General features: G+C 66.9%; 4 protein-coding genes and 2 pseudogenes. 2 read left to right on the top strand and 4 right to left on the bottom strand.

The window, feature by feature from the left end:
* Positions 1-6 precede the first annotated feature (6 nt).
* A complete protein-coding gene (locus ACZ4UU_RS14440) occupies positions 7-1,227 on the bottom strand; it encodes an RNA-guided endonuclease InsQ/TnpB family protein (RefSeq protein ID WP_468039767.1) in 1,221 nt (406 codons plus the stop codon).
* A 258-nt stretch (positions 1,228-1,485) separates the two neighbouring features.
* Here ACZ4UU_RS14440 and ACZ4UU_RS14435 point away from each other — a divergent pair, with 258 nt between their 5' ends.
* Positions 1,486-2,286 carry a DUF4389 domain-containing protein gene (locus tag ACZ4UU_RS14435; RefSeq protein WP_468039765.1) on the top strand — a complete coding sequence of 267 codons (801 nt, stop codon included), beginning with the start codon at positions 1,486-1,488 and terminating at the stop codon, positions 2,284-2,286.
* 127 nt (positions 2,287-2,413) lie between these two features.
* Here ACZ4UU_RS14435 and ACZ4UU_RS14430 read toward each other — a convergent pair.
* Positions 2,414-2,547, bottom strand: a pseudogene (locus ACZ4UU_RS14430) (IS256 family transposase); the annotation flags it as partial.
* 131 nt (positions 2,548-2,678) lie between these two features.
* Here ACZ4UU_RS14430 and ACZ4UU_RS14425 point away from each other — a divergent pair.
* A pseudogene (locus ACZ4UU_RS14425) lies at positions 2,679-4,025 on the top strand (IS1380 family transposase).
* A gap of 601 nt (positions 4,026-4,626) precedes the next feature.
* Here ACZ4UU_RS14425 and ACZ4UU_RS14420 read toward each other — a convergent pair.
* Entirely contained in the window at positions 4,627-5,451 is an 825-nt protein-coding gene (locus ACZ4UU_RS14420; RefSeq protein ID WP_468039764.1) for a hypothetical protein, read from the bottom strand.
* A 35-nt stretch (positions 5,452-5,486) separates the two neighbouring features.
* Positions 5,487-12,434 (bottom strand): polymorphic toxin-type HINT domain-containing protein, encoded by a 6,948-nt coding sequence (locus ACZ4UU_RS14415; protein WP_468039762.1) that lies wholly within the window; start codon positions 12,432-12,434, stop codon positions 5,487-5,489.
* Positions 12,435-12,498 lie beyond the last annotated feature (64 nt).

Here is a 12,498-nt window from a genome sequence, read left to right as displayed (position 1 = left end):
CAGCCGTTACCGGCCTCGGGCCCCCGGTCCGGGGGTGGATGGTTCGGTTGGTGAGGGCGCGAGGATGCGGCGCCCTTCATAGCGGATGTTGCGACCGGCGTTCCAGTCCCGGTCGAGTCGGATGTCGCAGTTCGGGCAGGTCCAGGTGCGGACGTGGAGCGGCTTGGGCCCGTCGCGGTGTCCGCAGGCGGAACATGTCTGGGAGCTGGGATAGTCCCGGGCGACGCGGGCGAACCGCCGTCCGCGCCGGGTCGCCTTGTACTCCAACAGCGTCACGAACTGGGCCCAGCCAGCGTCGTGGATGCTCTTGGCCAGCCGTGTGCGTGCCAGCCCTCTCACGTTCAGAGTCTCGCAGTAGACGGCTTGGTTCTCGCGCGTCAGCTTGTGGGACCACTGATGGTGAAAGTTCCGGCGCGCATCGGCCACGGCAGCGTGGGCACGAGCGAGCTTGATGCGGGCCTTGTCCCGGTTGTTCGATCCTTTCTTTTTCCGCGACAGCTCCCGCTGCTGCTTCTTCAGCTTCTTCTCCGCACGCCGCAGGTACTTCGGCGAGGCGATGTGCGAGCCGTCCGCGAGGACCGCGAACCTGGTCAGCCCCAGGTCGATGCCCTGATCCGCGTCCACGGGCGGGAGCACGTCGGCTGCAGGTTCGGCCTCGACGACGAAGGACACCCAGTACCGGCCGGAGGCATCCTTGACCAGGGTCACGGATGACGGCGGTGAGGGAAGATCGCGGGTCCACCTGATCCGCACGTCGCCGATCTTCGGCAGCCGGAGCCTGCCGTCGTCCAGCAGTCTGAACCGGTCGGAGAGGGTGAACCGGGCGGTTTGCCGGTTGTCCTTGCGGCTCTTGCGCTTCGGTGGCGCGACCCCCGGCCCGGGACGCTTGCCCGTCTTGGAATCCTCGTGCGCCTTCCACGCCGCATCCAAGTCCCTCAAGGTCTGCTGGAGCACGCCGACTGGGGCATCCGATAAAAAGGACCGCCCAGTGGTTCTCTTCGCCTCGGTGATGAGCAGCTTGCCCAGCTCGGCAGCCTTCGGAATCCCCCAGTACGGGCCGGCCACGAGACGGTTCTTCGGGTTGCCGAGCCGTTTGTTCGACGCCTTGCGCGGCGTAACGATCGCGAGCGCATCGTTCCAGACCACGCGTTTGCAGCCGAACACCCGGGCGGCGCGGATGCGCTGACCCGGTGTCGGACAGGCGCGGTACTGGTAACGAAGCTGCATACCGATCACCGTACGGTGCCACCGTCACGGCATCGCCTGGAAGATCATAATCGACCGGAACTGTGTGTGATGAGAGCGCACTCGTTCGAATTGTCGCGATTGCTCAGCGGTTCGAACCCTCACTGTAGGCGTGGTCCACCCGGCCGCGGACCTCCCGGTAGGCGGGCTACCTCCGTTTGGGCCTCTGCAGGGCGCGGGTTCCGCCGCGGCGGAACAGCATGGAGAGGTCAGGCGGAACCGGGACGACTGGGAGTGCTCATGGCGACGGGCTGGGATCCTCGTGCCGTTTCCGAGGGCGGAGAGTGGCTGCCCGTCCTGGACATCCCCCCTGCCGCGCGGCAGCGGCGCTGGACCGTCCTGCTGCGCTGGCTGCTGCTCCTGCCGCAGTTCGTGGTGGTGTGCCTGCTCTCGATCGCGGCGTTCTTCGTGACCGTCGTCGGATGGTTCGCCGCGCTGTTCATGGGACGGCTGCCGGAGGGGATCTTCTCCTTCCTCGGCTCCGTCCTCGTCTACCGGACACGGGTCGGCGTGAGTTCGATGCTCCTGGTCGACCGCTATCCGCCGTTCGCGTTCTCCGCACCCGACCACCCCGTGCAGATCGAACTGCGCGCCACGCCCCTGAACCGGCTCGCGGTGTTCTTCCGCCTGATCCTGATGATCCCGGCGGGCATCATCAACAACCTCGCGCAGGCAGGCTGGTTCGCGATCGGCTGGATCTTCTGGCTCATCGGCATCGTGCTGGGACGGCTGCCCGCCCCGGTCTTCGCCGCCACGGCCGCCGTCGCCCGCTATCAGATGCGGTTCACGGCCTATGCCACGATGCTGACCCCCGCCTACCCCAAGCGGCTCTTCGGCGATGAGCCGGTTCCGCGGGAAGCCGTCCGCTCCGGCACCCGGCCCCTCCTCCTGGACACCACGGCCAAGGTCCTCGTCGTCCTCTTCCTGCTGCTCGGTGTGGGCGGCCATATCGCCAGTGGGGTCGTGGACTACGGCGACGACGAGAAGAACGACCGTACGGCGCCGGCCCCGGCGGCGGTGGCTGTGGTGACTGCGCGCTGAGCGGCGGTGCGGGCACCGGGCCCGACCCGGAGACCATGCGCGGGGCAAACCGTTCATGAACGGCGGTCCGCATCTGGCGCGGGGTCCCATCGGTCGCCTGCCGGTGATCCGGACACCTGCCTCGGCGGCGCTTGTCGTTCACGCGCGGCGCCTCACCTCCACTGTGTCGGCTGCGGTGGTGACCTTCATGGGCTGGTGATAGCCGTTGTGGACCACGAGCCGTCGGCCGCGATCGTTCCGCTCGTCGGCCAACTCGGCTATTTAGACGTTAACCTCGGGCTTTCATGAAGCGGGCTGTCCGGCAGGTGGTCAACAGCAGAAAGTGCCTCTGACCAGCGAGAATGAGGATTATCGAGGTCCTTGTTCCCGCCGCCGTCGGAGGCACTTCCCAGGTGAAGGAGCGTATCGGGTCCTATCCGCATGCCCGCGTCGAGGGCGGCGGTCGCGGCGTCGCCTCGCAGGCCGGGGCGGTCCTCCTAGGTCGAGACGCTCCGCAAGACCGGCCTGGATGCCGCGATATCAGCGGCACTCGCACCCTGGCGCAAGCCGCGAGCGGTGCACGATCCGGGCAAGGTCCTGCTGGACGTGGCACTCGCGGTAGCCCTGGGCGGGGACTGCCTCGCGGACGTGGGTGTGCTGCGGGCCGAGCCGTCCGTGTTCGGGCCGGTAACCTCCGACCCGACAGTCTCCCGCCTGATCGACACCCTCGCCTCGGGCGGACAGCGGGCGCTGGCCGCGCTCCGGGCGGCCCGTGCCGAAGTCCGCACACGTGTGTGGTAGTTGGCCGGCGTGGCAGCTGCGGACGCCGACGCCCCGGTGATCGTGGACATCGACGCGGTCCTCGTGCTGGCGCACTCCGAGGAGCAGGATGTGGCCGTGACCTGGAAGAAGTCCTTCGTTCATCACCTGCTGATGGCGTTCGTCGACCACGGACCGGGCGGATCCGGGGAACCCGTGGCCGCCCTGTTACGGCCCGGCAACACGGGCTCCAACACCGCTGCCGATTACATCACGACCGTCCAACTGGCCCTGGCCCAGCTGCCGAAGAAGTACCGGCGCGGACGGCAGACGCTGATCCGCACCGATTCCGGGGCCGGCACCCACGAGTTCGTCGCCTGGCTCGCCCAGCGCGGACGGTGGCTGTCGTACTCGGTCGGCCTGACCATCACCGACGCCATCCACCAGGCCGTCCTCACTATCCCGCCCTCCGCCTGGACGCCGGCCGTCGAAGGCAACGGCGAGATCCGCCATAGCGCCTGGGTCGCCGAGCTCGCCGGGGACGTCCTGAAGGGCTGGCCGAAGGGGATGCGGCTGATCGTGCGCAAGGAACGCCCGCATCCCGGCGTGCAGTTGCGCCTCACCGACGCCGACGGACTGCGGCTGACCTGCTTCGCCACCCAACACCACAGGCGAGGCGATCGCCCACTAGAACTGCGGCACCGCCAGCGCGCGAGGGCCGAGGACCGCATTCGCGCCGCCCGGGCCACCGGCCTGCGTAGCCTGCCCTGCACGAGGCCGCGCAGAACCAGATCTGGCTGGAGATCGTCCAGCTCGCCCTCGACCTGCTGGCCTGGATGCCGATGCTTGCCCTGAGCGGCCAAATCCGCCGGTGGGAGCCCCGTCGCCTGCGGATGCGGCTCTTCTCCGCCGCCGGCCAGCTCGTCATCACCGGACGGCGCCGGATCCTCCGCCTCGCCGGACACTGGCCCTGGACGGAAGTGATCACCGATGCCCTATAACGACTCACAGCCCTGCCGAATCCCGGCTGACCAGCAACGCCCCGTCCCTACCACCAGCAGCACCCTGACCGGAACCGTGGAACCCGTCGCCCACCCGACGCGACAGCCGGGCCCTAAGTATGCCCGCAGACGGAAATCCCCCCGCCGACCGAGCACAACGACCCCGCCGGCAAGCTGACGGAGCCTCACGAAAGATTGAGGTTAACTTCGGCTTCCAGCGCGACGGCCGGCATCCTTCGTCCCTCCTTCTGAGGATCTCGTCGATCAAGGAGGAGCCGCTGGCGGTTGTGCCGTCGTCGTTCACTACAATCACTCGGGAAGGTCCTGAGCATCGCTCTGGAAGCCCCGTAACCCTGACACCCACCCTTTCAACCGCAGCGTCAGCGTTGCCCTCAAACGTCGCAGAGCCCTCATCGACGTCGCTGTCGATGAGGGCTCTGTCGCGCTCCCATCAGTCTTCGGCAACCCAGTCGGATGTCACGGAGAAGAATTCGGAACATCCCACCCGGCTCACTCCGCTACGACCCGATGTCAGGCCGACGTTGAGCATTTGGCTGGGGATGCTGGCTTGGCGTGTTGGCCTATGGTGGGGGCAATCGGACTACGGTTCCCCTGGGCTCTCCCACTGCGCCCTGTTCACCCCGTCTGAGTCCGGCACCACGGCGCACCAATCGCCCATCAATCTGTCCGCCAGCATGAGTGAGAAACCCTCACCCGTGACCTCAGAGAGCGCATCGGCGCCACCGGGGTAGGCCCGATAAAGCAACTCGCCGGGCAGCAACGGAGCTTTGAATGCCGTGAAGTCGTCCTCCAATAGCTCAGACCTGGGTTGCAACGCCGGATCGCTAGCCACGCATACCAGTGAACGTGGTCGCATGAGTCGGGCCAGCTCGGCTACGTTCTCCCGAGTCACGCGGAACCATCGGCACCCGTAGGCGCCGCCCGCCCAGCGCTCGCACAACAAGGTGAAGCGCTCGGAGGCCTTCGCCACCGTCTCCCAGAAACTCTCGTCCGCTACGGCACCAACGGGCTTCGAGATCGCTGTGGGCTCAGGAGCTGCGTCGCGCCACTGAAGAATCGCGTCCTGGTAATGGAGTCTTGCCAGATCAGCGGCTACCGCTCGCGTCATGTAGAGGTGTATAGCCCCGTCCCATCCCGACTCGATCTGAAGCCGCCCCGGGATGGAAAGCTGACAATACGGCCCGCGCCCCGCTGCCATTCCCTCGACAAGGTCAATTGCTTGCGGGAAATGAACCTCCGCGCCGTTGCGAAGGCCGAGGTGCCTGTCAGGAAGGGGTTCACTCACCAGTAGATCGCCGACCTCCAGGAAGTCAATTCCACTCTTCGCGATCACCGCTCCGAGCACCTGGCGCAGTGTCGCGGCATACGAACGCCAGGCACCTGCGTCTGCCAGCTCCTCTCTCACTCGCTCACTGCGAGGGCTGATGATCAACTCCCTGCTCATTTTGCCAGCCATGTCAGCCCCCGCAGCTCTCCATTAGGCCCGATGTCCAGTCCATAGGTTCCATCTCGAGCCGAGTCCTTAGTCGACTGGAAGGGGTTCCGGAAATTCGCCCCCTTGAACACGGCATCCCTATTGTGACCGGTCCGGTCGAAGGTGATGTATCGAGGCTGGCCACCCCCCGCTTTCTTATTCTCCCAGATTGCGGTCTTACCTGCGGACACTTGCTTGGTCTTGGTGTATCCCAAGTACTTGGCAATGTCGTCGGCTTGCGCGCGTGTGAGCCCGTTGAGATTGCAGTTGCTGTTATGAACGAGGACCGGAGTCTTTCCCGCCAGCACATAGTACGTGTGCAGGTCGTCCACGGTGAGGTTGTAGGTGGTGGCGTGCTGGGTGTAGGGGCGGTTGGCGGTGACGATGACGGTGTCGCCGTCGTCGGTGAGCAGGGTCATGCCGGGGGTGAGGGCTCCGGCTTCAATCCAGTCGCCTTCGGATGGTGACCAGAAGGGGTGTTCGTGGGTTGCCGTGAGGTGTTCGACGCCGTCTTCCGTGGCGAGGGAGAGTTCGTTGAAGTACTTGTCGTCCTCGGTGATGATGAGGCGGGTCACCTGGCGTGGTCCGGTTTCGCTGGTTTCGGGGTCGGTGGCCTGGACCTTGTCGCCGACCTTGATGTCCTCGATGTCCTTGGTGGTGCTATCGGCCATGAGGACGTCGGTGCCGGCCAGGAAGCACTTGCAGTCGGCGAGCCCCTTGGCCCCCTTGGCGGCCCTGCCTAGAGGAACCACGGCGGCAAAGAGATCGAGCCGCTGGCTTCGGTAATACGCTCGGGCATCATCCAGGCACTCGTCGAGGTTTTCGAGGCAGTAGGTAGCGGCTATGCGCTTGGCCTCGGCCACGTCTGCATCGTCGTGTATCAGGTACCTCAATGCCTTGGCGCAGGCGAGTCGGCCAAAGCATGCCTGGCCTGGTCCGCCGTCCTGCATGAATGGTGTGTTCCAGTAGTCGCCGTCTGGTCCATGACCGTTCGGGCTGTACTCGGAGAACGCCGTGTTCAGTTCAACGACGTCGTTGCCGGCTGGGGAATGAGCAGACACCCAGGCTGTTCCGCAGTTGCTGTTGCAGGGGTGATAGGGGCGTGGCTTGGAGTAGTCGACGCCCTCGTTGGGTCGCCCGTTGCCTGCGGTCCCATCAGGGCGTGTCGGGCAGGCTTCCGCGTCTGCGGAACCACCTGCTCCCCCGCACGCAAGCCCCATACCGCTGGGGTCAGAGTAGGTGAGGGGGTTTTGGGCCGCATAGCTGTAGCCGTTGAGAGTCTGCTGCTTGTCGGCTTCCAGCAAGGGGTCGGCGCTGAGGAACTGGCCCAAGGTGGGGTCATATTCGCGAGCATCGATGTGGGTGAGGCCGGTTGTGGCGTCCCGGGTCTTACCGAGGAATCCCTTGTCGTCGGGCCAGGGGCCGTACTGGGGCTTGCCGCGGTCCGCGCCGAAGGGCGTGGTGTAGCGCTTGGTGAAGGTGAGGGCGCTGTCGCGGTTGATGGCCAGGTGAGAGGTGCCGTGGTGGTCCGCGACGAGGTAGGTGACCTTCGTGGTGCCGGTCTGGTTGGAGCGCATGGCGGCGGTGATGCCGTCTGCGGCGTAGTAGCGCTGGGCCCAGGTGGTGCCGTCGGCGCGGAGGTGGAGTTCGGTGGCACCGGCGTAGAGGACGCGTTCGCCGTTTTCGGTGGTGCGGATGAGGAGGGTGCCGTCGGCGCCGTACAGGTAGTCGGTGGACTGGTCGTCCTGGGTGAGGCGGGTGAGCTTGCCTTCTTCCGACCAGGTCAGGTTCTGAGTGGTGTTGTCGGCTGTGCCGGGGCGCTGTGCGGTGTTGCCGGTGGTGTCGTAGGTGTAGGTGCGTTCGGGGGTGTTGCAGTCGGTTCCGGTAGTGGTGCCGGTGAGGGTGTGGGGCTGGTTGGTGTTGGTGTAGCAGTAGGTGGTTCTGGTGGTGGCGGTGCTGGTGTGCTGGGTTTCGGTGCTGCGCTGGCCCGCGGTGTTGTAGGTGTAACTGGTCCAGTAGGGGGCCGGTCCCGAGAGCGCGGTGGCGCTGGGGGTGTCGGTGCACTGCTGGGAGGCGGGGGTCAAGGCTTCGGTCAGGCGCTGGTGCGCGTCGTAGGTGAAGCACTGGGTGTCGGCGCTGCTGGTGCCGCCGAGGGTGGTGTTGTCGCGGATCTGGGTGACGTTGCCGGTCTGGTCATAGGTGTAGGTGAGGTCCTGGGGCCGGTAGGGGTGGATCTGGTCCTGGACGTAGCTGTTGGTCAGGCGGCCTGTGCCGGTTTCGAAGGTGTTGGCGATGTAGACGCTGGTGGCGCCGGTGCCCAGGGTCAGCGTTTGCGGCTGGGCCAGGGCGGAGTAGTCGATGTCGGTGACGTAGCTGCCGATCGACGTCAGGTTGCCCAAGTGGTCGTACTTGTACGAGGTCTGCTCGTCGGACAGGCCGCCGAGCGCGGGTTGGCTGGTGCTTTGCACTGCGCCGGGGATGTTGTAAGCCGTTTCGAACTTCAGCGTGGCGGGCTGTCCGGCTTCGACGAACGGGTCGCTGGCCGGCAGGCGCAGTTCAGTGTGGGTGGCGCGGCCCATGGTGTCGTGGGCGGTGATGGCCTGGGTGTAGGCGGCCCCGTTCTTTCCGCCGACGTAGCGGGTGGAGGTGGCGGGCTGGCCCTTGAGGAGGGTGTCGTAGGTGTAGCCGGTGAGCTGGTCGGCGTCGGTCTTGGAGCCGGCCCATGTGCCGGTGGGGCGGCCGAGTTCGTCGTAGGCGCTCAGGATCGACTTGCCGCGGGAGTCGGTGGTCTTGATGACCTGGTCGAGCGCGTTGTACTGGGTGGTGGCCTTGCCCTTGTCGGGGCCGTCGGCGCTGGTCTGGCGGCCGAAGAGGTCGTAGCTGTAGGTCCAGGTGGCGCCGTCGGGACCTGTGATGGTCTTCTGGCGGCCGTCGAGGGCGTAGGTGAATCTGGTGGAGGTGAAGGTGGCGCCCGGGCCGGTGCCGAAGTCGGTGTCAGCGGGGTTCACCGAGGCGTAGGAGCGGGTTTCGGTGGTGCGGCCGCGGATGTCGGTGATGCTGCGCTGTGCGGAGCCGCCGTCGAGGGCAGTGGTGGCGGTGGAGTCGCCGGTGTAGCTGGTGGTGGTGGCCCACTTCTTGACGCCGTTGATGTACAGGGTGCTGGTGGTGGGCCGACTGGCGCCGTCGAAGACGGTCTCCGTCTGCTGGGGTGCGCGGCCGTACTCGGCGCGGGTGTATGTGCCGTTGGGTGTGCTGGTGGTGTCGAAGATGTCCGCGTAGGTCTCGTAGGCCAGACCGCGGGTGTCGTACCGGGTGTCGGTCAGCAGCCGCCCGCCCTCAGGCGTCGGCGACTGGACCTGCAGCGGCCGCAGAAGCGCGTCGAAAAGCGTGTAGCTGGTGTTGTAGGTCTCGCCGTCGTTGGTGAGCGTGGAGGACGACACCCAGGACGGCTTGCTGTTGTCGAGGTGATAGGCGAACTTGACGCTCGGGCCTTGGCTGCCACTGGAGCGGTTGGGCAGCCACACGCCGGTGACCCGGCCGAGCGCGTCATAGTGCTGCTCGGTCTTCTTGGAGTTGATGTCGTAACTGCGCAGTGGCAGGCCACGGCGGTGATCGAGGAAACTGACTGAGCGGTAGCCCTTGGGGTCGGTTGTGAGCGTTCGGGTGAGGGGACCTGAGTCGGCGGGGGTGTAGGTGGTGGAGGTGGTGTGGCCGACGGTGTCGGTGACGGTCAGAGGGCGGCCGAGCGCGTCGTAGGTTGTGGTGGCGGTGGTCTGCCAGCCCAAGGGCAGACGCTGGCCGTCACCTGCGGGCGTGGTGGTGTAGCCGGTGGCCCGGCCGGTCCAGGTGACCTGGCCCTTGGCAGGTTTCTGGGTGGCCAGCCAGGTCGTGGCATCGGCCGTGTCGTAGACGATCGCGGTGTCGGCCAGGACGTCACCGCGGGTACTGCTGTTGGCGGGCAGGTTCAGACTGGCATCGGTGACCGAGCACTGCTCAGCGACGGTGCGAGTGCGGGAAACCAGGCTGGTGATACCTGCGTCGGCGTTGCGGGCGTACCAGGTGCGGGTACAGGTTTCGTCGCCGCCCACGCCCCGTTGACCGTAGTCGTCGACGGAGCTGACCATGCCGAGGTCGTCGTAGCGCTTGGTGGCGACGTGGGTACGCCAGCTCTTGGAGCCGGTGAGGTAGGTGCTGGTGTAGGTAGTGGTGCCGCGGGCCCACAGGGCGGTGTGGTCAGCGGCGTCCGGGACCGTCTGAGTGGCGGTGTTCTTGAAGGTGTAGTCGTGGACGGTGCTGCTGATGGGCTGGCTGCCGTTGTAGGTGACCTGCTGGCGCAGCGCGCCCTTGTACTGGTCGCTGTCAGTGACGGCCGGGACGTCGACGTCCGTGTCGAGCAGCGGCTCGATGCTCACGGACTTGGTGCCATCCTTCTCCTTGTCGCCGTGCATGCCCTGCAGGTACAGCGAGACAGTCTTGGAGCGGGTGCCGCCAGCGGCGCCGGTGTAGGCGGTGACCTGGCGGTAGCCTCGCCAGTCCGACCAGGTCCGCTCGTTCTTCGGCGTGAAGGGGTCGTCGTTGTAGTGCCAGGCCGCGCCGCTGTAGGAGTAGGCGTGCTCGACGGCGGGGTTGGCGGCGGCCGGGTCGTGGACGCCGACGGCGGTGACGCGGTACTTGTGGAACCAGTCGATCGCCGCGTTCTCGGCGCCGTTGATGTGCCAGTACTGGGGGTAGCAGGAGCGGGTGTTGGTGTCCGGCGCGACGCCCAGGACCTCGCTGCGCACGCACTCCGGGGAGGAGAGCGTTACCTCGGTGATCGCGCCCGTCTCGGAGGTGACGGTGGAGATGCGGGGGCGGGTCAGGGGCAGGATGTCGTCGGTGGCGTCGACCCGGTTCGGGCGCATCTGGTAGGTGAAGGTGATGGGGTCGACCGTGATGGCCGTGTCGCCGGCCTTCGCGGTCCGCTTCAGTGACGTGAGGGTGAGCACCTGGTCGGAGCTGTCACCGATGTCACCGCCGTCCAGGTACTTCTGGGTCAGCGCCCAGGAGTCCACCGGGTCGTAGGCGCTGCTGGTGGCGTTGTAGGAAGAGGTGTCGATGTCGGTGAGGCGCTTGCGGGTGAAGAAGGACGGGCCGGCCGCGTTGCATTCGTCGTCGTCCTTGGAACACATCGCGTCGAACGGGACGTCGGGCCAGTTCTCCGCGGTGTCCTCGGTCAGACTGTCGCAGTCGGAGGCGGTGCAGCGCTCGGCGTAGGTGAAGGTGACCTTGGCGTCCGGCTTGTCGGTGAACAGGGCGTCCTTGCGCAGTCCGTACTCGATGCGGTTGAGGTAGCCGCCGCGGACGTAAGCGGTGTCCGCTGTGGTGGCCTTGTTCTTCTCGTAGTAGTTCGATTCCTTGGTGTACCAGTACGTGGATGCGTTGCCGCGCGTGTCTTCGATGTAGTCGAGGTTCCAGCGCCAGGCCTGGGTCAGGGCGCGGTCGGCGAAGGCGTCACCGGAGGTGTAGCCGGGTTCGCCGGAGTCATCGCCGAAGACCGGGACGGTCCAGGTCGAGTTGGTGCGCTGGGTGCCGGCTCCGTCGAGTCTGTCCTTGCCGAAGACGTACTTGGTGCCGTCGCCGGTAGTAACGGTCCAGTACTCGCCGTTGTCGTCGCCGTTGTCCGCGCCGGTGGAGCGGGTGACGGTGGAGGCGTCGTCGTCCGCGAGGTGCCAATTGCCAGTGGCGTTGTCCTTGATCAGGCGGGTCGACTTGCCGTTGAGGACCAGGCTCGCGTTGTCGTACTTCCAGCACTGGTCGAAGACGTCGTCGTGGCCGTCGTCGTCACAGGATCCGTAGGTGCGGGTGATGTAGGACTCGGTGAGGGTGAAACCCTCGCCGACCGTGGTGGTCTGGTTGTTCGTGGTGGCGGTGCGGCCGTCGACGCTGCCCGAGTCGTAGGACAGGGACAGGGGCGGCACGGGGCCGGCCGCGGCGGGGGGCATGGTGAAGCCGTGGGACCAGGTGAAGGAGCCCGAACTGCCGCCGGCCTGCCAGGAGGAGGACTCCGACAGCTTCGTCGCCGAGTAGTCGCCCGCGCCCTTGGGGGATTGGCCGGAGCCTGCAGAGGCGGCGGTGACCGCCAGGACCGTCGCGCCGGTCGCGGCGCTTTCCGCCTCGCCCAGGAGCTGGGTGGACGGGCCGCCCTGTGTCCGCTGCGTCAGGGGGACCTGTGCTGAGACGGTCTGGTCGTTGAGGTCGTTGTCCGACGGCAGCGGCGTCTGCTCGCGGCATTCCGGCTTGTGCGGGCTCGTCAGCGCGCAGGCCGGCAGTTGCACGATTCGCAGGCGCTGGGACCAGCCTCCGCCGATGGCGGAGGCGAACGCGGAGTAGTCAACGCTCAGGCGGGCCGAGCCCGGATTCTGCGCGGCCGCCGTCAGCAGGATGCCGGTGACGCCTGCCTTGCGGGCTGCCTTCTGGTCCAGAACGGTGACCCGCGCATCGCCGGTGGCCGCCGCTGAAGCTGCGGAGGAGCGTTGCTTGGTCAGGGCTCGCGGTTTCAGCGTGACGGGCACGCCGGCCGGTGCCGCGGTGCGTTGCGTACCGGGCTTGAGGGTAAGGGTTGCGGCGCCGCCATGTGGCCAGTCGGCTTTCCGTTCCTTGGCCGCCTGTTCGGCTTGCGCGGTGTTGGTCTTGCGCTCAGCGGCGACCTTGGCGCGGGCCTTCTTCGCGCCAGGCCCGTCGAATGCCTTGACCTCGGTCGTCGGCGTCCTGACCACATCGGGTCGTCCCAGGCCGTCCGGCTCAACGGCCTGCGCCACCTGGGCCAGGCCGGTAGGCACGACGAGCGCCAGAGCCAGCGACTGCGCCAGCAGCCGGCCCGCTCTGCGCCGAGCACCCTCCCTACGCTGCCTTGAGGTGCCTATGCCAAAGACCATGGTTCTCGCCCCACTCAATTCCTGAATCCCAAGTAGTTCCGCACGCTGGTCACAGCCCGCCGCC

Source organism: Streptomyces sp. NPDC028907 (assembly GCF_055564995.1).
This window is presented reverse-complemented; position numbering and strand designations above follow the sequence as displayed.